This window comes from Microcystis wesenbergii FACHB-1317, assembly GCF_014696875.1.
GTDB classification, from domain to species: Bacteria; Cyanobacteriota; Cyanobacteriia; order Cyanobacteriales; family Microcystaceae; genus Microcystis; species Microcystis wesenbergii_A.
The window spans coordinates 1-22237 of sequence record NZ_JACJQV010000081.1 but is presented as its reverse complement, the minus strand read 5'-3'; the positions used below and the strand labels follow the sequence as shown (position 1 = coordinate 22237).

18 protein-coding genes are annotated in these 22237 nt (G+C 43.0%); 6 read left to right on the top strand and 12 right to left on the bottom strand.

Annotated features, from left to right (window positions below):
* Window positions 1-15: 15 nt before the first annotated feature.
* Window positions 16-1479: a DNA phosphorothioation system restriction enzyme gene (locus H6F92_RS04220; protein ID WP_190356902.1), complete on the top strand. Its 1464-nt coding sequence runs from the start codon at window positions 16-18 to the stop codon at window positions 1477-1479.
* A 137-nt stretch (window positions 1480-1616) separates the two neighbouring features.
* A complete protein-coding gene (gene nusB, locus H6F92_RS04215) occupies window positions 1617-2270 on the top strand; it encodes a transcription antitermination factor NusB (RefSeq protein WP_190356901.1) in 654 nt (217 codons plus the stop codon).
* An 18-nt stretch (window positions 2271-2288) separates the two neighbouring features.
* Here nusB and H6F92_RS04210 read toward each other — a convergent pair whose 3' ends face one another.
* The gene (locus tag H6F92_RS04210) at window positions 2289-2762 is read right to left on the bottom strand and encodes a CYTH domain-containing protein (protein WP_190356900.1); all 474 of its coding nucleotides are present in this window, start codon (window positions 2760-2762) and stop codon (window positions 2289-2291) included.
* 10 nt (window positions 2763-2772) lie between these two features.
* Window positions 2773-3183: a lactoylglutathione lyase gene (gene gloA, locus H6F92_RS04205; protein WP_190356899.1), complete on the bottom strand. Its 411-nt coding sequence runs from the start codon at window positions 3181-3183 to the stop codon at window positions 2773-2775.
* A gap of 256 nt (window positions 3184-3439) precedes the next feature.
* Here gloA and H6F92_RS04200 point away from each other — a divergent pair, with 256 nt between their 5' ends.
* Window positions 3440-4645 (top strand): PulJ/GspJ family protein, encoded by a 1206-nt coding sequence (locus H6F92_RS04200; RefSeq protein WP_190356898.1) that lies wholly within the window; start codon window positions 3440-3442, stop codon window positions 4643-4645.
* A gap of 106 nt (window positions 4646-4751) precedes the next feature.
* Here the strand turns inward: H6F92_RS04200 and trpE are convergent, their stop codons facing one another.
* From trpE to H6F92_RS04165, 7 genes are all read right to left on the bottom strand, one after another.
* Window positions 4752-6272, bottom strand: coding sequence for an anthranilate synthase component I (gene trpE / locus H6F92_RS04195; RefSeq protein ID WP_190356897.1), 1521 nt, complete (start codon window positions 6270-6272; stop codon window positions 4752-4754).
* A 450-nt stretch (window positions 6273-6722) separates the two neighbouring features.
* Window positions 6723-7148, bottom strand: coding sequence for a photosystem I reaction center subunit II PsaD (gene psaD, locus H6F92_RS04190; protein WP_002740397.1), 426 nt, complete (start codon window positions 7146-7148; stop codon window positions 6723-6725).
* A 168-nt stretch (window positions 7149-7316) separates the two neighbouring features.
* The gene (locus tag H6F92_RS04185; protein WP_190356896.1) at window positions 7317-8954 is read right to left on the bottom strand and encodes an ABC transporter permease; all 1638 of its coding nucleotides are present in this window, start codon (window positions 8952-8954) and stop codon (window positions 7317-7319) included.
* 298 nt (window positions 8955-9252) lie between these two features.
* The gene (locus H6F92_RS04180) at window positions 9253-10062 is read right to left on the bottom strand and encodes an MBL fold metallo-hydrolase (RefSeq protein ID WP_190356895.1); all 810 of its coding nucleotides are present in this window, start codon (window positions 10060-10062) and stop codon (window positions 9253-9255) included.
* 61 nt (window positions 10063-10123) lie between these two features.
* Window positions 10124-10711 (bottom strand): anthranilate synthase component II, encoded by a 588-nt coding sequence (locus H6F92_RS04175; RefSeq protein ID WP_190356894.1) that lies wholly within the window; start codon window positions 10709-10711, stop codon window positions 10124-10126.
* Window positions 10712-10838: 127 nt separating this feature from the next.
* Window positions 10839-11339: a pentapeptide repeat-containing protein gene (locus H6F92_RS04170; RefSeq protein ID WP_002768627.1), complete on the bottom strand. Its 501-nt coding sequence runs from the start codon at window positions 11337-11339 to the stop codon at window positions 10839-10841.
* Window positions 11340-11341: 2 nt separating this feature from the next.
* Complete coding sequence (locus tag H6F92_RS04165; protein WP_190356893.1) at window positions 11342-12730, bottom strand: LCP family protein; 1389 nt, start codon at window positions 12728-12730, stop codon at window positions 11342-11344.
* A 485-nt stretch (window positions 12731-13215) separates the two neighbouring features.
* Between H6F92_RS04165 and H6F92_RS04160 the strand changes: the two genes are divergently transcribed.
* Together H6F92_RS04160 and H6F92_RS04155 are read left to right on the top strand one after the other, a co-directional pair.
* Window positions 13216-13893, top strand: coding sequence for a C40 family peptidase (locus H6F92_RS04160; RefSeq protein WP_002796767.1), 678 nt, complete (start codon window positions 13216-13218; stop codon window positions 13891-13893).
* 62 nt (window positions 13894-13955) lie between these two features.
* Window positions 13956-17060 (top strand): efflux RND transporter permease subunit, encoded by a 3105-nt coding sequence (locus H6F92_RS04155; RefSeq protein ID WP_190356892.1) that lies wholly within the window; start codon window positions 13956-13958, stop codon window positions 17058-17060.
* Here H6F92_RS04155 and H6F92_RS26970 read toward each other — a convergent pair.
* The 3 genes from H6F92_RS26970 to psb27 all read right to left on the bottom strand — a co-directional run bounded on the left by H6F92_RS26970 (window position 17050) and on the right by psb27 (window position 20836).
* A complete protein-coding gene (locus tag H6F92_RS26970; protein ID WP_265795608.1) occupies window positions 17050-17295 on the bottom strand; it encodes a hypothetical protein in 246 nt (81 codons plus the stop codon). The genes H6F92_RS04155 and H6F92_RS26970 overlap by 11 nt on opposite strands.
* Window positions 17296-17699: 404 nt before the next feature.
* A complete protein-coding gene (locus tag H6F92_RS04150) occupies window positions 17700-20069 on the bottom strand; it encodes an endonuclease MutS2 (protein ID WP_190356891.1) in 2370 nt (789 codons plus the stop codon).
* Between the two features lie 365 nt (window positions 20070-20434).
* A complete protein-coding gene (psb27, locus tag H6F92_RS04145) occupies window positions 20435-20836 on the bottom strand; it encodes a photosystem II protein Psb27 (RefSeq protein WP_002783154.1) in 402 nt (133 codons plus the stop codon).
* A gap of 766 nt (window positions 20837-21602) precedes the next feature.
* Here psb27 and H6F92_RS04140 point away from each other — a divergent pair.
* Window positions 21603-22103 (top strand): Uma2 family endonuclease, encoded by a 501-nt coding sequence (locus H6F92_RS04140; RefSeq protein WP_190356890.1) that lies wholly within the window; start codon window positions 21603-21605, stop codon window positions 22101-22103.
* The last annotated feature ends 134 nt before the right edge of the window (window positions 22104-22237 follow it).

Below are 22237 nucleotides of genomic sequence, written 5' to 3'. Positions count from 1 at the left end.
TTTACAAGATGTCCTATGAATAGTTGCTGGATAGATTGGGAAAAAATAACTAGGGATTTTCTGAGTTCCCGCAAAATCAAGCAAGTTGCTGAATTGCGAGGATTCTATCGAGTTAATCCCTCTGGTATTCCTAGAATTCCCCCCGATTTAGAGTTGAGAGACTACCAAAATACAGCGATTATCAGTTGGTTTCGTAATCGGGGACGGGGAACTTTAAAAATGGCCACTGGCAGCGGTAAAACTATTACTGCTTTAGCTATTGCCATGGAACTTTACCAAGCGATAGAACTGCAAGTATTATTAGTGATTTGCCCCTATCGTCACCTAGTCAATCAATGGCAACGAGAAGCGGAAAAATTTAATCTTAAACCGATTTTAGCCTACGAAAGTGTCCATACATGGCAAAGTCAACTATCCACAGAGTTATATAATGTGCAAGCGGGTAATCAAAAATTTGTCACTATTTTAACTACTAACTCAACTTTTATTAGCGAGGGTTTTCAATCACAAATAAAATTTTTCCCCGATAAAACTTTAATCGTTGGTGATGAAGCCCATAATTTAGGTTCCCCCCGATTAGAAGAATTATTACCCCGTTCTTTAGGTCTAAGATTGGCTTTATCTGCTACTCCTGAAAGATATTTTGATGAGGAAGGAACCGACGCTATTCTTGATTATTTTGGACAAATTCTACAGCCAGAATTTACCCTAGCTGATGCTATTAGTAAAGGTGCTTTAGTCAATTATTTTTATTATCCAGTCTTGGTTGAATTAACCGATAATGAGGCTTTATTATACGCAAAATTGACCCAGAAAATTGGCTGGACTTTGCAGAAAAATAGTAATTTAAATGGCAATGAAAATCTCACCGCTTTGTTAATGCAAAGGTCACGATTAATTGGTTCGGCAAGTAATAAATTACAGGCTTTACAACAACTGATGCAAGAGCGTTTAGATACGGATCATACTTTATTTTATTGTGGGGATGGTTATCTGGAAAATTATACTGCTAATTATCGTCGTCAAGTAGCGGCAGTTACTCATTTATTGGGCAATCAATTAGGTTATCGAGTTGCTACCTACACCGCAGAAACTTCCCTAGAAGAACGAGAAAAAATTCGCCAACAATTTGAAGAGGGTTATCTGCAAGGATTAGTGGCAATTAGATGTTTAGATGAAGGAGTAGATCTGCCATCAATTCAAAACGCAGTCATTCTGGCTAGTAGTGGTAATCCTCGCCAATTTATTCAGCGTCGCGGGCGAATATTGCGCCCCCATCCCGATAAAAAACAGGCGACTTTATTTGATATGATCGTTATGCCCCCCACCTTAGATCGAGAAACTTGGGAAGTAGAAAGGAATTTATTACGCAAGGAATTAAAACGCTTTCTAGAGTTTGCTCAATTAGCTATTAATGCTCAAGAAGCTGAGACTAAATTAGGGGAGATTCAAGATAGATATTGTCTTTTGTCTAATTAAAACTTGAAAAGTTAAATCTTGGCAGCTTTTATGCTAGAATAGAGGTTAGTTAAGAATTGATCGCCGAAAAAAATTAACCCAACCGAATAGCGATCGATAAAGTTGTATAATTTTCTTTCCTCTACTTCTAAACTTCTATGCCTCCCCGTCAACAACCCCGCCGCATTGCTCGAGAACTTGCCCTTTTGAGTTTAAGTCAGATTAAAGGCAATCCTGAAAACCTAGAACAGCAAACTTTAAACGATTTAATTTTAGTCGCAGTTAGAACCTTAACCCTGGAAATTCAAGAAACCTTAGAAACCGCCGCTGCTGAAATTAGTCGTGGTAATGAACGGATTCTCGCTAGTGATACTAAGGCAACAAATCTAAAAAGCGCCCAAACCATGGTAAAAGAAGCGATTTCTCTTACCCATAATGCCATTAATCGTTTAGGAACCGTGATAGATTTTCCCGAAATTGTCCAGTTATCTAGTCAGTACGAAGTGCGAGAATATGCCCTAGAATTAATCGGTACAGTCTATCGTCGTCGTGCGGAAATTGAACAGGAATTAACCGGTGCTTTAGTGGATTGGCAACTACATCGGTTACCAAGAATCGATCGGGATATCCTGCAAATTGCCGTGGCAGAAATGCTCTATCTCGATATACCTCAAAAAGTAGCAATTAATGAGGCGATCGAATTAGCTAAACGTTATTCTGATGATGAAGGTTATCGTTTTATTAATGGTGTTCTCCGACGGGTAACGAATAAGCTAAACGAAGCAGAAAAAGCCGTATCTACCCAGACTTAAACTGGGAGTAAATTAATACTACAATGACCACATTTTATAGGGAAATTTCTGTAAATTGATATTGTAGTATCGCTCATCTCCCGTGACTTCTTCGCCGATCCAATCAGGAATAGTAATGACTTGATCCTCTTGTTCTAACTCAATTTCAGCCATAATCAAACCTTGATTATCTCCCAAAAATTCATCAACTTCCCAAGTTAAATTATCCAGAGAAATGCGATGACGAATTTTTTCAATTAAAGGTTTTTTACAGAGGTTTTCTAACATGATCTCCGCATCTTCTAGGGGAATTGCATACTCGAATTCCTGGCGACTAATGCCCTCAGTCTTGCCTTTAATGGTTAAATAACCCCGCTCTCCAACTACACGAACTCGCACGGTTGTCAATCCATCTTGGGTAGGAATATATCCCTGACGATACAACTTGCCCGCATCCAGCGATCGCCAGTGATCCCCTTTAACCAGAAACTTCCGTTCAATTTCAACAGTCATAAGTTTTTGATTAAGCCGTAGCCACGGCAGCAGCTTGGGTTCCTAGTTGAATTAACTCGATCTTGTAGCCATTAGGATCTTCCACAAAAGCAATCACGGTAGAACCGTGTTTCATCGGGCCCGGTTCCCGGGTGACATTGCCACCAAGAGCCTTAATTTTCTTACAGGTGCTATAGATATCATCCACGCCTAGGGCAATATGACCGTAAGCATTACCGACTTCATAGCGATCGACTCCCCAATTATAGGTCAGTTCGATGACAGCATGATTAGCCTCATCGCCATAACCGACGAAAGCGAGGGTAAATTGACCATTGGGATAGTCTTTCTGGCGCAATAACTTCATTCCTAGCACATCGCAGTAAAATTGTAGAGATTCCTGTAAGTTATTGACCCGGAGCATGGTGTGTAAGAGACGCATGATTATTTTTAGATGACATCGATCGAAAAATTACTCATCCTTGATTGTAACCAGTCCTTGGGCCTTCTTATCTCCTTGAGGCTCAACCATTATACTAATACAAGTGTACAAAAACTCACCCGTAAAATCACCTACTCCCCCAAGCGGTTAATAGCTGTGAACAGAATCACCTAGTTTAGTCAAATCTCTGGGACTGCAATATAATGTTAAATGTCTAGGGAAGTATAGAAAATAGGAATTGGCACGGGTTAAAACTATGCGTTTTTATTTAGAGTACATCAATCACTTAGGTCGTTTACAGAAAAAATCCGCTCTGTTGGTTCGACAAGCTCACCAACCATTTCGACACGCGGGTTTCACGATTACAGAAGTTTTACTGGCAGGTGTAATGATGCTGATTGCCGTCTTGGTGTCGGGAATTGGCGTGATTAACCTGCTCAGAAGCAATTATCGAGCTAATGCCGATAGTGAAATCCGAAATAATCTTAATCGTACTCTAGAGTTTGTTTCAGAGGACGTGAGACGGGCAAAAATTATCGCTCAGACTGAATCTTCGATCCTGACGGATCAAGTACCCCAAGCGCGAGCATCAGGAGCGCGAGCAGTTCTTGCTTTTAGAATTCCTGATCCTAGTAACCCAATTCAGATCCTCCCCGATCAGATCGTTTACTATACCACGGGCCCTGAAAATGGCTTGACCGGTCCGCGAGTCTTGTGGCGCTTCGGTCCGGAGTTGGACGCTAATGGCAACTACATCACCCCCGACCAGATTGATACTTGGAGAAGCTCCCCCGTCACCGATATGTTAGCAGCACCAGCACCGGCTCCTGGTGGTATCTGTTCTGATCCTGGTAATTTTAGACTAATCGCCGTCAATCCTAACCCTGTTGTGGACGGTTTTTATGCCTGTGTTCGCGATGGTGGTGGTCAAGTGATTTTGAATGCCAACGCTCAGGTAGAGATGACTACTCTGACTGCTGGAAAAAGGGATAAAGTTGACTACGCTGTCAGTACCAGAGTTTCCACCAGAGCTACCTGTGAAATATTTTGCCTCTTTTCTCCTATCGCTCCTCCTAATGGTTTTGATCTGCCACCTGGGTCGGCAGTTGTTCGAATAACAACTATACCTGTCCTTAACGTGCCAGCAGATGTTCAAGCTGAACTTCTTGCAGGAGACAATTGTTCCCCCTGTACTGTTGCTATACGTCCCCCCAGAGGGCAGCCAGGAAGCCCTTTGGGTATACCTAAGACTGTTTCGGCAAATCCTGGAGATCAAGTTATAATCACTGTCAATAACCTGATTAATGACCGCATTCCGGCCGATCCAATCGAGAATAAAATAGAGGCATATACCTCTGCTAACCCCGATTCACCCAGGCCCCTTAATAAGGACCAAGCTTTATTGGTGTTTACGACTCCGTCAAGCTCCCATCAGGTTTTATTAACTATTAAACCTCGCTAAACTTATGGCAATAAGCTGAAACCTTGATGTTGTCCTCCTTAGTTAACCCTATTCCTTCTCGGAAATCATGGCCAAATCTCCTTAACTGGATCCTGGTCTAAAAAATCTAACTTAAACAGCGAATTGCCTCCAATAAACCCCTCGCTTTGTTGAGGGTTTCTTCATACTCTTTCTCCGGCTCAGAATCGGCTACTAACCCTGCTCCCGCCTGCACAGAAACCAGATAATTTTGATTACCTTGGGGACGAACAATCATAGTGCGAATTGTGATCGCACTATTTAACTGTCCCTCGAAATCGTAGTAACCATAAACCCCTGAATAGGGACCGCGACGACAGGGTTCTAATTCATGGATAATTTCCATGGCGCGAATTTTCGGGGCCCCACTGACGGTTCCCGCAGGAAAACAAGCTTTTAATAAATCCCAAGCACTTTTATTGGTTGCTAAATCCCCGACCAGATTACTAACAATGTGCATAACGTGGGAATAACGTTCAATGATCATTAATTCATCCACTTTGACCGTACCTCGATCGCACACCCGACCTAGATCATTTCTGCCCAAATCTACTAACATAATATGCTCGGCAATTTCTTTGGGATCTTGCAATAAATCCGTTGCTAAAGCTTGATCTTCACTCAAGTTTTGTCCCCGGCGACGGGTGCCAGCAATTGGTCTGACCGTAGCCTTTATTTTACCTAATTCGTCCCGTTCTGCCTTAACCATCACTTCAGGACTAGAGCCAATAATTTGCCAATCCTTAAAGTTATAAAAAGCCATGTAGGGAGAAGGATTAATCAGACGCAGGGAACGATATAAATCGAAGGGATGACCCTGATAATTGGCATTTAAACGCTGGGAAATAACCACCTGAAAAATATCCCCCGCTTTGATGTAATCCTTGGCTTTTAGGACATTTTGACAGAATTTTTCCTGAGTTGTATTGCTTTCATAGACTAATTCTTTTCCCTGACCAACTGGTAATAATTCCAGGGTTTTGGCATTAGTTGGTAGGGGTAATTGTAACTTCAGAACTAATTGTGTCACTCGATCGCAGGCCGCTTGATAAGCGGCCGCTAAATCGGGATTATTACCCCGGCTATCGGCATAAGCGATCGCCCAAATTTTCCGTTTAACTTGATCGAAAATAATCAGATTATCCACCTGCATCCAAATACCATCTGGTAGATCGGCATCGGTAGCGGGATAAATAGGCACTCGCGGTTCGATCCAATTAATTAATTCATAACCCCAAAAACCAAATAAACCCCCTATTCCGGCGGGTAATTGCGGCAATTTAACCGGCACAATCGGGGCTAAACATTGGGTTAAAATCTCGAAAGGATCCCCCGAAAAAATCTCTTGAGAACCATCGCGAAAAGTTTGGGTGGTGGTGTTTCCCCGCGCTTCCAATACCCAGACGGGATCGCCGCCTAAAAAGCTGTAGCGTCCCAAGGTTTCGCCCCCTTCCACCGACTCTAATAAAAAATTGTAGGCTTGATCGGCACAAACTTTATACCAGGCCGAAACGGGTGTTTCTAGGTCAGCGATCCATTCTTGATAGACAGGAATAAAGTTACCTTGGCTGGCGAGTTGACGAAAGCGATCAAAGTCGGGGAAGATCATATTTTGATGGTTCAGGAAACGGAAGGAATTATGAATTATGAATTATGAATTATGAATTATGAAGGAGTGGGGATCAGGGGAGATAAGTAGGTAGGTGTTAAAAGTTGTCAGACACCCCCCTTATCAAGGGGGGATTAAGGGGGGATCGGCACCCCCCTTATCAAGGGGGGCAGGGGGGATCGGCACCCCCCTTATCAAGGGGGGCAGGGGGGATCGAAGTTAAAATCCATGTTTAATTTAATTATAACCAGCTACTTAGGAGAGTAAATAAAAGCAATCTCCTGAATACTGACCCCTGAATACTGACCCCTAACCCCACGAAAACTTTTTCAGCAAACCCTAACTAGCAATTGATTGCGATTGCGATCAGAGAAATCGAGAGTCAGAAGTTAAATCTTAGGGCCAAATGGCTTCTAAATCTAACTCCCCACTCTCGATTTTAGGGATTATTTATGCTTCGTAGGGAGTGACACCAGAGAACTTAATTGTCGCCGGTTCCGGGTTTTTGCCGATATTGCGGTCTTTTTTGCCGAAAAATTCACGACCAGCGTTAACTTTTTCGGGGAAGACACCATCAGCAGGGTGGAGATACTGCACTTCACCACTGGGGTAAATCCGATAGATTTTGTAATCTTCGATTTTGGGCTTAAATTTCGTCCGGAATTGGGTACCAAGAGCGAGCGCGTGTTCTTTGCGGGCTAAATAGAGGAGATTTTCGCCTTCGTTCATGATAGCGGCGCCACCGGTGGGCATTTCAAAGACTTGTTCTTTGCTGCTTGTCCAGGTGATGGCGTACTTTTCTTCTAGATCGGCTTTGGCGAGTAAACCGCCTGTGCTGCCACCGAACTTAGGAGCTTTTCCAGAAAGTTCTGTCATAGGGTTTTGTTCTCTCTACAAAAATAAAGAAAAGGGGTTTTAGGGAATCCTATCACTGACACCCCCCCTCTCTAGTAGTCTTGTCAAGAACTGTAACATTATTTTGTACTAGACTATAGAACTAAGCTGCTGGCCGATCGCCAACTGGTCTAGGAATCAGCCACCACTTTAATCGATCGCCCGTCGGGAAATTTGCCAACTTAAAAAAATTACCGGAATTAATCCCACTAGGACAATGGCCAGGGCCGGGGCCGCCGCTTCCACCAAACGTTCATCGCTGGCGTATTGATAAACGCGCACCGCTAGGGTATCAAAATTAAAAGGTCTTAGGACCAAAGTGGCTGGTAATTCCTTCATCACATCGACAAAAACTAACATAGCCGCCGTCAATAATCCCCCCGACAAAAGAGGAATATGCACTTTAATTAAAGTGGCACCAGTGCCATAGCCAAGGCTGCGGGAAGCATCATCTAAACTAGGTTTAATTTTACTTAAACTCGATTCTAACGTGGAAAAAGCTACGGCTAAAAACCGGACAATATAGGCAAAAATCACACAGAAAATCGTGCCGCTCAGAATTAAATTGATATTTAATACTTGATTGAAAAAGTTATCTAATTTGCCGATAGGAATTAAAACCCCCACCGCGATAACAATGCCGGGGATAGCGTAACCAGCCGCCGCAATCCGCACAGAACCCTTAAGAGTTTTATTCGGATTAAGTCTTTCCCCGTAGGCGAGAATTAAAGCTAAAACTACCGCAATAATTGCGCTTAAACTAGCCAGAAAAAAACTGTTTCCTGATAGACTAAAAAAGTCATTATTAAAAGTTTCTTGGGCATGATTAAAGGCTAGATAAGCTAGATAAAAAGCAGGGGCAATAAACCCCAGAAATACCGGCATAAAACAGGAGATAATTGCCAAAAAACTCCGAATAAATCCCAGTTTGTACTTAGTCGGTGACTGGAAACGATTAGTCATTTCATAGTAACGAGCTTGACGACGGGAGGATTGTTCAAGGAAAACTAAAACGAGGATAAATACCATTAAAACTGTGGATAACTGCCCCGCTGCTATGCGATTTCCCATACCAAACCAAGTATTATAAATTCCCGTGGTAAAAGCATTAATGCCGAAATACTGCACCGTGCCAAAATCGTTCAGAGTTTCCATTAAAGCTAGGGCCAATCCCGCCATAATTGCCGGTCTTGCTAGGGGTAAAGCGACGGTAAAAAAACTGCGCCAAGGATTACATCCCAAGGAGCGACTTGCCTCCACTGTGCAGACAGATTGTTCTAAAAAACCGACCCTTGCTAACAGATAAACGTAGGGATAAAGCACCAGTATTAACATCAGAATCCCCCCCCAAAGAGAACGGATATTAGGAAACCAATAATCTTCGACACTATTCCAACCGAAAACGCTTCTTAAGAAGGTCTGCACCGGACCAAAATAGTCCATCATATTGGTATAAGTATAGGCCAAGAGATAGGCGGGAGCGGCAAGGGGTAGTAGTAATAACCATTGAAATTGTTGACGACCGGGAAATTGACACATCGTTGTTAACCAAGCGGTCCCGACACCGATGATTAAAACGCCGCTGCCCACCCCGCACATTAACCAAAAAGAATTAACTAGATAATCCCAGAGAACAGTTTCGATCAGATGTTGCCAAACTTGACTGGAATTAGTTAATAAACTACTGGTCACCGATAAAATCGGCAGGGAAACAAGCAGGGCAATTAGTAAAACCGCAATTGTCCATCCCTGTCTAAAAAAAGAGCGATATTCTTTCAGAAAAAACATTTTTAATAAGTAGTCGTGCAAAATTAATTTCCTAGTCGAGACTCCGAGACAGGAGACAGGAGACGGGAGACGGGAGACGGGAGACGGGAGACAGCTATTAGGGATCGGATTTGAGTTTTCAGTTCACTGTTTACTCACAGCAGAAGTCTGACGGAGTAGTGGCTTAGATGTGTAATTAATTGTGCTTAGATACTTAAGATTGTTAAAGCAATTTTTAGAGAACTAGGAGATGATCTACAGCACCGTCGATCGAGTAAAATTAGTTAATCAATAGGCCTAGGTCATTGGCTCCTAAAAATTAGGATTTCTGTAACAGATTGCGGTAGTCAAACACGCGAATGAGCGTCCCTTTTTTGGGTAAATCGGCGGCACGAATCCGTAATTTATTGTCCTCGATTAAACGGATATTTTTATCCTTGACTAACTTGAGAAACTCATCTACAGAGACCAATTCACAGGCATTTTTATCGGCGGCACTGGTAAAGTATTGCGTCGGGACAGCAATTCGCGGCTGTAAAACTTCGAGCGCCTGTTTTGCTTCTTGGGGATTATAATTTTTTGGACCACCTCCCACGGGAATAAAAGCTAAATCCGGCGAACCTAAGAGAATTCTTTGTTCTAATTCGAGCGGGGCCGCTGCCCCCCCTAAATGGACAATACTAATCCCCGCTTGGGTCCAACGCCAGGCCACATTCATGCCGAAACGTTGCCCCCCCATGCGATCGTGGGCGATACTAATGCCCTGTAATTTTAATTTACCCAGATCATAGGCCCCCGGCTCAAACAAAATTTTCGGATTACCGGGTAAACCCTCGGCGGCCCCTTCATCCCACAGTTGACTACTAATTAAAACGATATCTGCTTCTACTTTTGGCAAAGGAAAACCCGCCGTACAACCAATGGCCCGGAAGGGATTAACTAGGACTCTTTGTCCTCCTCCGGTGAATAAAAAGCAACTATGACCCAACCATTGGACTAGGAGGGAATTATCGGGTTTTTGGGGGGAAGTGGGGTTAGGGGGTTTCGGTTTAGTTTCCGCTAAAACTGAGCTTACTGCCACGGTTAAGAAACTTGCCCCCGCCGATAAGATAAAATCTCGCCTTTTCATAAATATAGATGCAGAATTAATCAAGTTAAGGTTAATTTCAGGGGTTGGGGATTAGTAAACACTAGAGGGATCGGAGAAAGTTTCTTAAAAGTTCCTTGCCGGCAGTGGTTAAAATACTTTCGGGATGAAATTGTACCCCTTGAATCTGGGGGTAATCCCGATGACGGACTCCCATGACCGTGCCATCTTCTACCCAGGCCGTGATCTCTAAATTATCCGGCATGGTGGAGCGCTCGATCACTAAACTATGGTAACGGGTGGCAGTAAAAGGATTTTCTAAGCCTTGAAATACCCCTTCACTGTTGTGATAGATGGGGGAAGTTTTGCCGTGCATTAAGACCGGGGCCGAGACCACATCCCCCCCGAATACCTGACCGATACTTTGATGACCGAGACAGACCCCCAAAATTGGCAAACGGGGGCCAAATTTAGCGATTAATTCCAGAGATATGCCCGCATCGACCGGACGACCGGGACCCGGGGAAATGACAATCCCATCCGGCCGCATTTGTTCGATCGTGGCCAAGTCGATTTTATCATTACGATAGACCTCGATCGGCAAGGCGATCGGGAACTCGGAGGCTAATTCTCCCAAATACTGGACTAAATTGTAGGTAAAACTATCATAGTTATCGATGACGATTATCAAGAGTCTCTCTCCTTTCTCTAGCCTCGCTCGGTATTTTTATTCTACATCTCTGCTGTCTCGATCGAGATAGCCGGGGTGTAGGGGGTAGGCTATTTTTGAGCAGTCAGCTAGAATCTGCCCGGAATTGCTAATTACAGCCTAAACTATCTCTGGTGGCCACTCCCGTGACTGGATTAATGCCATCGGCCCGTTCACACATTAACTTGACCTGATAGTTATCAATCACCGCGTTAGTGAAGTCGGCCCCGGTAATAATTGTGTCATAAAAACGGCTGCGAGTAGCGATCGCATCGGTAAAAATAGTATTAGTTAAATCGGCAAAATCGAGGGTAACTCTATCTACCAAAGAGGCGGTTAAATCGGCCCCTTTTAAGTTAGCTTTTAAGAGGACAGCCTCGGTGAGAATGCTATAGGATAAATCGGCCCCTTCTAGGTTAACTCCCCGCATTGCGGCAGCGGCGAAAACTCCTCCGCGCAAATCCTGATGGGAAAAATCCCGATCTTGCAGCTGGGCAAAACTATAGTTAATCGTTTTATCTTGGGCCAAAGCCACCGGACGGGCCGCAAAAAGTAGCCAAAGAATCGCCAGCAAAATAATTAAAACCAGACTGAAAAAATTTTTCAACATTGTTACTGTTGAGCGTTGAGAAACTGGGCCACATCATCACCCACCCGAATAGTTAGGTCTGAGTCTAAAGCACCAGTGGAGGATGATTCTACTTTACCGATTCCCAATTGATTTTTCAAGAGGTTAGCGGACTGAATATCACCTTTTTGAGCAATAATTGCCGTGGTTTCTAGCTTTTGGGAGGAGTCATCGCTAATATAAACATTTGTGTAGCCCTGTTTGGCCAGATAATTGCGAGTACGACGGGCTAAACCTTTGGTATGGGTGGCATTTTGAATGGCAATCCGCAGACTATAAATGGAGGTTTCTCCCCGCGAATAGTTATCGGTAAAATTATTAGCCACAATGGTTCTAATTTCGCGACGGTTCAAAATCCAATAACTGCGACCATCGTATTCCTCGAGGTTATTAAACCGGCCGGGGAGTAGGATCATTCTTAAGTCATCCTGTTTAATTTCCCGGCCAAAATTAGCGATAGCCAGCATTTCCTCGACGCTTAAATTCGTATCGATATATTGTTGTAAAACCTGTACTGCTTTCGGGAGACTGGGGAGAATTGTCGGACTAAAAATCTTTTGTTGTAGTGCTTTTAATAAAATTTGTTGTCTTTGTACGCGACCGATATCGCCGTATTGCTGGTTACGAAAACGGGCAAACTGTTCTGCTTGGTCGCCGTTGAGATTTTGCCAACCCTCTTGTAAATCAATTTCTAATTTTTGGGTGACATCTTTATGATACATTCGTTCGGGTACATAAACCTCTACACCCCCGACTAAATCGACTAATTCCTTAAAGGCATCGGTAGTCACCCGCACATAGCGATCTACGGTGACATCCCCTAAAGTATTACTGACCACTTCCGCCGCTAGAGTCGGTCCACCGTGAACGTTAGCATCGTTGATTTTAGTGAAACCGTGGCCGGGGATTCTGACGCGGCTATCGCGAGGGATAGACAGCATTCTCACGGTTTTATCGCTAGGATCGAAGCGCACTAGGAGCATGGTATCGCTGCGACCTTTAAATACATCGTCGCCGTTTTTGGCATCTAAAACTCGATCGATCCCCATAACTAAAATATTAACAGGACGAGAAAGCTGCTGATTGATTAAGCTATTCCAAGCTTGAGCCTCAAGGATGTCTGTTTGGGTGGGAAAAGTCGTTTTTTGGAAGATGGCCCCAATTGGCGCTGGTAAGGGACTAATTAAAGCGACGGCAGCCCCAACAGTGGCGGAAACTAGGGCGGTAAAACTGAGGGTTATTCCCCAAAATAAGCCCTTTTGCAGGGGAGATGCTTTTTTTAAACCGGACATGACCGAACTGACCACCGTGACGGTATTTTCTGAGTTTTGGCTGTATTCCTGCTTTTCAAACCGCCCCGAAACATTGGCCATGGACTAACCTCAACATCTGATTAAAAGCTTACTTTAGGAGGTGACTGCTGATCCATAGAATCTATCTCTAGCGCAAAAGTTCCAGATATTGGTCACTCCCCCCTCGCCGGCTATTGTAACATATTGTTAAGGAACTGGCTATCCTAGACCTGTTGTAAAAATTAAAAATTGTTGTTAGGGTTAGGGATCAGTAGCCAGTAGCCAGTAGTCAGGAGAGTTAAGAATGAATAATGAGCAATTAAATGGTCTATTTAGAGATTTTATGCCATTTAATCCTTATTTTTGCGGTTTTTGAACCCTGAAAAGTTAATTAGGCAAGAGGAATTTGAGGGATTCAGTTCGGTTATAAATTATCTCTGTGGCCAAGAATTAAGAGAGGTGGAAACTTGAAGATGACAGAACTAAGGTTATTCTCCTTGTTTTTATCCCTTAGCTTTTGGCTAGTTGGGCATTTGTTTCTGTCAATAAATTCTGATCTATTTTTTATGAAAATCATCTCTATTCCCCCATCATCGACCCAAGAATATCTCTGTATAAGAGACTTAAATCTCTACAATTCTCCCAGTTGTCAAGAGTTAGCTACCCAAGCACAACAGGGAAGACAATTAAAATTTATTTCCCTAGAAATTACCGAAAAAGGGCTACAAATTCAGCTAAGGGAAGATAATTATTTAGCTTGGTTATGCGGAGAAGATTTAGATGCAATTGCGGTGGCCACCACAGCTTATCAAAAAATTCCTCTAACTCGTTCAGACATAGAAAAACATATTCCTGAGATTATCACTTTTACTCAGGAAGCAAGGAACCGTACCAATCATTATCTCTGGGGTGGAACCCTTGCACCTAATTACGATTGTTCAGGATTAATCCAGGCTGCTTTTGCCACTTTTGGTATTTGGTTGCCGAGGGATTCCTATCAACAGGAGGCTTTTTGTCAAAAAATAAACCGAGAGGAATTACTCCCAGGAGATTTAATTTTTTTTGGTGATAAAAGAGTTAATCATGTGGCTTTATATCTAGGGAATAATCAATATATCCACAGTTCAGGAAAAGAAACAGGTAACAATGGTATCGCTATAAATCTACTTACTGATGATAGGGATAGCGTTAGTCGTCATTATTATCAAAAATTATGGAGTTTCGGTCGAGTTATGCACAATTAATCAGTTATCAGTTATGGGTTTACTGTTCACTGTTCACTCCTTACTCTCCCCCATAGGTAATCATGTCAGAAAACATCTCCCTAAGCGGTCTGTCAATTCGTCGTCACATAGGAGTATTGATGTTAACTATAGCAGTTATCATCATCGGTCTTTTTTTTCTAAATCGTTTACAAGTAGATTTGCTTCCTTCTATCACTTATCCTCGCATTAGTTTAAGGATGAATGTCCCGGGAGTTTCCCCGGAAGTTATTCTCGAAGAAGTAACTAAACCCCTAGAAGAAGGAATGAGTGCCACCGAGGGAGTAGTGCAAGTTTATTCAGAAACTCGCGAGGGAAGGATGCGAGTAGATTTATTTTTTCAACCGGGGGGAGATTTAAATGTCGCTTTAAATGAAGCTACCGAAAGTTTTAATCGTGTCCGACAAAATTTACCCGATATTATTGAGGAACCGCGCTTAAACAAATTTGAACCCTCTCGTTTACCCGTCTATGAATTCGCTCTCGTTTCTGATACCCTACCCCTAAAAGATTTAAGATTATTTGCCGATGAAGAATTAGGGAGAGAATTAGGATTTGTGGAAGGAGTGGCAGTGGTGGACGTGATTGGGGGAGTTAGAGAAGAAATTCAAGTTAATATTGACCTGCAGCGATTACAATCTTTAGGAGTGGGATTAAATCAGGTTTTAGACACCCTAAAAAGACGCAATCAGGACATCTCTGGGGGCCGACTAGAGGGAGAAACTGGGGAACCTTTAACCCGTGCGGTGGGGAAATTTAAAAACGTAGCCGATATCCAAGATTTAGCGCTGACCGATAGTAATAATCCCGAAGAAAAAATCTATCTGCGGGATGTGGCCAGAGTTATCGATGGGACAGAAGAACAAAGAATTTTTGTCACCCTAAATGGAAAAAATGCCGTGAGGGTTAGCGTCCAAAAACAACCGAATGCGAACACGATTGCTGTGGTAGAAGGGGTCAAAAAACGCATTACAGAATTAAAAAAATCCGGGTTAATGACCGGGGGAATACAAGTCGTCCCCACTACCGATGAGTCTGTATTTATCCAAAACGCGGTTAATAACGTGGTTTCTTCGGGATTAGCGGGGACAATTTTAGCAGGATTGACTGTATTCGTCTTTCTCGGTTCCCTGCGACAGACTTTTATCATTACCCTAGCGATTCCTCTTTCTACCCTCGTCGCAATCATCTGTATGAAGTTATTCGGGTTATCGATAAATGTGTTTAGTTTGGGAGGATTGGCCCTAGGGGTGGGTATCGTGGTGGATAATTCCATTGTCATGCTGGAAAATATTGCCCTCAAAGTTAATCAAAACCAAAATAAGCGAGATTTTTTAGAAATTGCCCGGAATAGCAGCCAAGAGGTAGAATCTGCTTTATTGGCCTCCACTGCGACTAATCTCGTCTCTATCCTGCCATTTTTACTACTGGGTGGTTTTATTTCCCTGCTGTTTAACGAGATTATCCTCACTATCAGTTTTGCTGTGGCTGCTTCTCTGTTGTGTGCGTTAACTGTTGTTCCCATGTTGGCCAGTCGTTTGTTAAATATGCGGGTTTCTAGTGGTATCCATCGGTTTTGGCTCTTAAAAGTCTTTAGTCAACGTCTAGAAGGTTTAACCATTCTCTACGGTCGTTTTTTAGCTAAAATCATCCACTACAGAATACCTGTTATCCTGCTGGCCTTTTTAATTTTAGGGGGAAGTAGTTTCTATCTCTGGCAATATATCCCCCAGGAAGTCTTTAGTCGTATTCAAACCGGACAGGTGAACCTTTTTGCTCAATTTCCCCCGGGTACCAATTTAAACACTAACCGTCAGGTGATGCGGGAAGTAGAAAAGATTTTATTATCACAACCAGAAACTGAGTATGTTTTTACTACCAGTGGCGGTTCTCTTTTTGGCACAACTACCAATGAAAATATTTTGCGCGCTTCTAGTACGATTAATCTCAAAAAAGGCACTAATACAGAAGCATATATCGAACGCATGAGCAAAGCACTAGAGCAATTAAACCTCGTTAACGTGCGTTTGCGTCTCACTCCCGGTCAAGTGCGCGGTATTATTCTTAATAACTCTCCCTCCGTCGGTGCCGATGTGGATGTGATGTTACAGGGACCCGATGGGAAAACTTTAGAGCAAGCTGGTGAAGAAATCCTCAGTATTCTCGATGAAAAAGTCCCTAGTGCGCGTTTTCGTGCCGATGCTGACCCCAGACAACCGGAAATCCAGATTAAACCCGATTGGACCCGCTTAAATAGTTTGGGATTGAGTACCCTGGAAGTGGGACAAACGCTACGGACCGCTATTCAAGGATCAATCCCCACCCAACTGCAACGGGGAGAAAGATTAATCGATATCCGGGTGCAATTGGACCCCAACTCGCGGCAAAAAATTAGTGACATATCACAAATACCTATTTTTGTCAATAGACAAGAAGACTTAAAATTAGCAGATATAGCCCGGATTGAAGCGGGAAAAACCCCCGGAGTCATCCAGAGAATCAATCAGCGTCAAGTTTTTATTATTATCGGCAGTTTGGTCGAGGGTGCGAAATTAAGTGACGCACTCGCAGGGGTACAATCGCTTTTAAACGCCACTCCCTTACCCGATGGTATCAGCATTTTACCCAGTGCTGCCGCCACGTCTAATCAAGAAATTCAGGGTTCTTTGGGTTTATTAGCGGGTTTATCAGTATTTTTAGTCTTTGTGGTCATGGCCGTGCAGTATAACTCGCTCATAGACCCTTTGGTGATTATGTTAACCGTTCCTTTGGCCCTAGCGGGGGGAATTTTCGGACTATATTTGACCAAAACCCCGATTAATGCCATTGTCATCGTCGGGGTGGTTTTATTGGTGGGCATTGTGGTTAATAACGGGATTATTATGGTGGAATTGGCGAATCAATTGCGGCAAGAATTCGGTTTTACTCGACTACAAGCTATTTTAAAGGCCGCTCCCCAACGTTTACGACCGATTTTAATGACTACCGTGACCACGGTTTTAGGTTTATTTCCCCTCGCTTTAGGATTAGGAGAGGGGGGAGAATTCCTGCAACCTTTAGGAATTGTCGTTTTTTCGGGTTTGTCTTTAGCAACTCTGTTAACTCTGTTTATTATTCCCTGTTTTTACGTTTTATTCTCTAGAAAATAATCTTCTTGGACAGTGGGGTGTGGGATGTGGGGTGTGGGGTGTGGGGTGTGGGGTGTAGGGTGTGGGGAAGTGGGGAGAATAAATAAAAAAAGTCTCCTATCTCCTGACTCCTATCTCCTATCTCCGGACTCCTGACTCGGAGAATACTGTCTCCTAACCCAATGTTGGCTAAAGATAAGCAAAAATTATTGACTGACTCCAAAAACTTGAGAATATTTAAATTAACATTTCGCAATATTTATAAATTCTTAAGAATTAATTGAGAAAGATTTTTATTTAACAACGATGTTACAATGGTTACAGCGATTTGATAGAATTTCATAGTGGGTTATTATGTGCTTTTTTGGGCAGCAATGGCTCAAACCCTTGCCACACCTACAAGGTGATCCTAATTAAGACGGGTAAATCAGTCAATTTCACCCATAACGATGATCTTTTTTTTGTGTAGTTTTATTGCAAAAAAAAAGTTTTTTTGACAAAAAGCACAAAGTATGAATTATGAAGTGGGGAAGTGGGGAAGTGGGGAGAATAAATAAAATAATCTCCTATCTCCTGACGACCGACGACCGACTCCTATCTCCTGTCTCCTGTCTCCTGAATACTGACTTCTAACCCGACAAAAAACCTATTCAGCAGACCCTAAGTTAAATAAGCGATAGTTACCCCCGAACCCCCCTCATTTTGGGGTGCTAATTGAAAGCGTTTTACCTGGGGATGACGGGATAGGAAATCGTGAACACCTTGACGCAATTTCCCCGTACCTTTACCGTGAATAATCCATAATATACCCGATGAGGTGGCTCTGATGATCGCCTGTTCGATATCCGTTTCTGACTCTGCCACCCTGGAACCGCGAATATCGACGGTATTATTAGAAGTACGAATTAAAGGAGTCTCCTGGGGTTTTGCGGGAGTTTGTGGCAAATTTTTGGCAGGTTTTGGCGCAGTTTCCACTTTTTGACCATCCAAAGACTCAATCTGGTCTAAGGGTAGGGTCATCTTCATCATCCCGAAACGCAGGGAAATCTCCTCTGATTCCGGTGAAATTGCTAAAACTTCGGCAGTTTGTCCCAAATTGGGCAAGCGTACCCTTTCCCCCACTTGCGGACGATAATTAACCTTAGTTTTTTCCGTTTTTGGTAATAACCTTTCTGCGATCGCAGTTAACTCCTCTGTGGCTTTTTGGGCATCTTTACCGGTTTTTGTTCCCGCTTGCAATCGGCGAATAACGTCATTAATCTCTGCTTTTGCCGATAGTAAAGCCTTTTGTATCTCCTGCTCCTGATAACGCTTTAATTCTCGCTCTCTCTCCTGTAGAGAATTGGCCCGCGTGGAAACTTCTGTATAAAATTTCTCCGTTTGTTGCAGTAATTGACTAGCTTCCTTAGCTTTTGACTCCTGTTCTCGTCTTTGCGCTTCCAAACCAGCAATTACTTGATTTATCTCCTCCGATAACCCCCCCAGATGATTTCTCGCTTCGGCCACAATTTCGGGACTTAATCCCAAACGCTGGGCAATAGTTAAAGCATTAGAACGCCCCGGAATGCCCCATAATAGTCGATAAGTGGGGGAAAGAGTGCGATCATCAAACTCTACCGAGGCATTTTCAAAGCGAGAATCTCGATACTTCAACGCTTTTAATTCCCCGTAGTGAGTGGTAGCCACCGTCAGTAAACTATGATCGGCGAGGTATTGTAAAATAGCGATCGCTAAAGGACTTCCCTCGGCCGGATCCGTACCTGCTCCCACCTCATCGAGTAAAACCAAGGAACGAGAATTTAAAGCCGCTAAAATGCGAACAATCCGGCGAATATGACCCGAAAAAGTCGATAAACTCTGTTGCAAAGACTGTTCATCCCCGATATCGGCCAAAACCTGATCGAACCAAGGTATCTCCACCGGTTCCCGCGCTGGAATAAACAAGCCCGCTTTCGCCATTAAAGCCGCTAATCCGAGGGTTTTTAAAGTAACGGTTTTTCCGCCAGTATTTGGTCCAGTGATGGCAACAACGCGAATTTCTGGGCTAATCTGCACATTTATTGGTACGACCTCCCCCCCCTGTTCGTGGTGTTTTTGCCACCAGAGCAAAGGATGACGCAAATTCCGCAAAGTAATCGTTTCCGAACCATCGATAAAGTGGGGGGGATTACCCTCTAACCATAAACTGTAACGGGCCCTGGCGGTGGCCAGATCGAGCCTAGTAGCGATCGCTAGTAAATATTCTAAGTCCTCAAAGGCTTCGGCGATCAGATTACTTAACTGCCGCAGGATTTTTTCTTCTTCGATTTGTTCCTGACGACGATATTGCCGCAGTTGATTGCCTTGGTCAACGATAGAGTGAGGTTCAATGTAAAAAGTCGCCCCTGTGCTGGAAGTATCGTGAATTATGCCCGGTATTTGCTCTTTTTGCGCTGCTTTGACGGGAATCACCCAGCGGTCGCTTCTTTGGGTAATGACCGCTTCTTGGATGGCACCGCCCTGTTTTTGCATGATATCCTGCAATTTTCGGTAAATTCGCTCTTTAATCACCTTCATTTGTCCCCGAATTTCGCGTAATTGGGGACTAGCGCGATCAGATATCCGGCCATCTTCATCGATACAACGGTGTATTTCCTGTTCTATCTCTGGATAGGTGCGAATTTCCGCTACTAACTCTTTTAAAACCGGTATATCTTCCTGTTCGTCAATTAAACGCCGTAAACGTCGCACTCCGGCCAAAGTCGTGGCAATATTTAAAAGTTCCTGTCCCGATAATAAACCCCCCAGATGCGCCCTTTCTAGGGCATCGCCGATGTCGCTAATCCCATCAAAGGAAAGACGGCTATCTAATTTTTGTTCTAAGCTATAAACTTCTTTGGTTTGGCAGAGTAGGTTTAAACTTTCCTCTTTGCTTTCCGGTAAAGGCAATTGACGAATCGCGATCGCACCGAGTTTAGTCGCTGCAAAAGTAGCTAGGTGTTGACATAGCCGCGGCCATTCCAATAATTCTAGGGTTTCGTCTTGAATCAATTTTGTAGTTTTTTATAATACGCTTTGTATTTCTAGTCTAACCGGATTTGGCTTGATTTTGCAGGAGTCATTTCAGTCAACAGTCATCAGTAATCAGGGAAAAGACAGCACTGTTACCCGCACCTAATACCTGTCACTTAACAATCCCACCAAGCTGTTGACTATCTAAATTACTCGTTAAGACTGCACTGGAGTGCTGGAGTTGGGAGCAGGGAGAGGAAGTTCGAGCATTTGTACTAAAATTTCCAATACGCAGTTTAAATTCAGTACAGCTTATAATATTAGGTCGAGTTGCACTGATAACTGATCACTGATAACTGATAACTGATCACTGATAACTGATCACTGATAACTGATAACTGTATCTAAATTCCTTTCTGGAGAGAGAATTGCACCTGTTTAAATTCTTGTTTTAAACGTTGTTTGAGTTTGTCGGGGATGGGACGGGAACCGTAGGCGGTATAATAACCAGCTAGAGAGTTTAAGGCTGTTTGCATAGTAGTGAAAGAACGCAAACCCCCGGATTTTTTATCTCGTCGGTAGAGGGAGATGTAATCGTTGATTTGTTCCTTTGCTTGCGACTCAACTGCCGCTTTATTCGGGTCATCTTTGACTAAATCAAGGGCTGTGGTTAAAGTTTCAATCACCGTCAGGGTATCTTTTCCATAATTACCCGTTAACCCCGAACTACTAGAACAACCCATCAATCCGATGACCAGGACGAGAACCAAAGCTAATAAGCGAGAAATGTAAGGTTTTAGAGACATATTTTCAACACCATAAGTTAATCCCAAGTCACCTTATCCTATCAGGAAACCGTGACCAGTTCTTCATGAGAGTCAACCTGCTGCAAAAATCAAAAATCTTTCCTTTTGTCGGGGGTCAACTGGGGGTAAATAGCCAAAATATAGGCTTTTTTGGCGGCAAAAGCACCATTTTTGCCTAAAAGTTGCCATGCCATCAACCCGGAGTGAGTTGATTCTGGACTAATTCGGGCTGCGATAAGGCACTGGTGGCGGTTTCCCGAAGGTAGATAAGCTAAGACGCATTTAAAGCGCTTATTCTTAAGATTAGCCGAATCTCCCCCAATCCCTTTACTGTTGCCTCTTGCAAGAGTGCCTCTTGCCTCGTCTCAACAAGCAATTTAAATGCGCGGGCAGCTTATCCGCCATATCATCATTAGCTATGGCTGTCAATACCTCTTTAGATAGGGTTTGCGGCAAAAAGTTTATTGGTGGGGTTAGGAGTCGGTTGGGGAAGTCCGAATAACAAAATGACCTCGCTCCCCTGGAAAGGGTTACACTGATATTCAGCCAACCCTAAATAAGCCAGAGTGGAGAAAAGGCTGAAACATATACTCGTCGGTGCTTGGGATTTTTGGCAAGCAGCGGCAACCCAGCAGCCTTTTGTCCCATTTCTGAGAGAGAAGTTAATACTTTGTAATAATTATTAGCGGGGCGAGTATTGCTGATCCCGTCTGCTTGGAGAAATTGCGATAAAATTAACGATCATAACGATCAATAAAAAAAATTTATGGTTGTAACTGTTAATAATTCCCTGACAATAAGGGAATTTCTGCAATTACCAGAAACTCAACCCTCTAGGGAATTTATTGATGGTCAAATTATTCCCAAACCCATGCCCCAAGCTAAACATAGCACTATTCAAGGTGATTTGGTTCCAGCTATTAACGCCAGTCTAAAACCCCAACGAATTGCCCGTGCCTATCCTCAATTGCGTTGTACTTTTGGCAGTCGTTCTCTAGTTCCTGATGTTTCAGTTTTTCTCTGGGAAAATATTCCTCGCGATGCCGAGGGAAAAGTATTAAATACTTTTGCGATCGCTCCTGACTGGTTGATTGAAATTCTCTCTCCTGACCAAAATCAGACTAAAGTTGTTAAAAATATCCTTTATTGTCTAGATCACGGCACTCAAATGGGTTGGTTAATCGATCCTGAAGAAGAAATTATCTTTGTTTATTTTAGTGATCGAACTATCGCTATTTTTGAATCAGAAAATAGACCTCTTGCATAATTTTTTTATGGTATAATGGAGGGTTTTGCTTTTTTCTCAATTCTTAGATTGAAGTGGAAAAAAGAATAAAATGTGATCTTAGGTCAGGAAATCATCTATAATTTTGCTATGTTTATTAGCAAAATTATGGATTA

Excerpts from the sequence above, each read along its gene's own strand:
- H6F92_RS04210 (WP_190356900.1), bottom strand. The coding sequence starts at position 2,762 with ATGACTGTTGAAATTGAACGGAAGTTTCTGGTTAAAGGGGATCACTGG.
- H6F92_RS04170 (WP_002768627.1), bottom strand. The coding sequence starts at position 11,339 with ATGTTGAAAAATTTTTTCAGTCTGGTTTTAATTATTTTGCTGGCGATT.
- nusB (WP_190356901.1), top strand. The coding sequence starts at position 1,617 with ATGCCTCCCCGTCAACAACCCCGCCGCATTGCTCGAGAACTTGCCCTT.
- trpE (WP_190356897.1), bottom strand. The coding sequence starts at position 6,272 with ATGATCTTCCCCGACTTTGATCGCTTTCGTCAACTCGCCAGCCAAGGT.
- H6F92_RS04140 (WP_190356890.1), top strand. The coding sequence starts at position 21,603 with ATGGTTGTAACTGTTAATAATTCCCTGACAATAAGGGAATTTCTGCAA.
- psaD (WP_002740397.1), bottom strand. The coding sequence starts at position 7,148 with ATGACAGAACTTTCTGGAAAAGCTCCTAAGTTCGGTGGCAGCACAGGC.
- H6F92_RS04220 (WP_190356902.1), top strand. The coding sequence starts at position 16 with ATGAATAGTTGCTGGATAGATTGGGAAAAAATAACTAGGGATTTTCTG.
- H6F92_RS04165 (WP_190356893.1), bottom strand. The coding sequence starts at position 12,730 with ATGGCCAATGTTTCGGGGCGGTTTGAAAAGCAGGAATACAGCCAAAAC.
- H6F92_RS04160 (WP_002796767.1), top strand. The coding sequence starts at position 13,216 with ATGAAAATCATCTCTATTCCCCCATCATCGACCCAAGAATATCTCTGT.
- gloA (WP_190356899.1), bottom strand. The coding sequence starts at position 3,183 with ATGCGTCTCTTACACACCATGCTCCGGGTCAATAACTTACAGGAATCT.
- H6F92_RS04200 (WP_190356898.1), top strand. The coding sequence starts at position 3,440 with ATGCGTTTTTATTTAGAGTACATCAATCACTTAGGTCGTTTACAGAAA.
- H6F92_RS04180 (WP_190356895.1), bottom strand. The coding sequence starts at position 10,062 with ATGAAAAGGCGAGATTTTATCTTATCGGCGGGGGCAAGTTTCTTAACC.
- psb27 (WP_002783154.1), bottom strand. The coding sequence starts at position 20,836 with ATGTCTCTAAAACCTTACATTTCTCGCTTATTAGCTTTGGTTCTCGTC.
- H6F92_RS04155 (WP_190356892.1), top strand. The coding sequence starts at position 13,956 with ATGTCAGAAAACATCTCCCTAAGCGGTCTGTCAATTCGTCGTCACATA.
- H6F92_RS04185 (WP_190356896.1), bottom strand. The coding sequence starts at position 8,954 with ATGTTTTTTCTGAAAGAATATCGCTCTTTTTTTAGACAGGGATGGACA.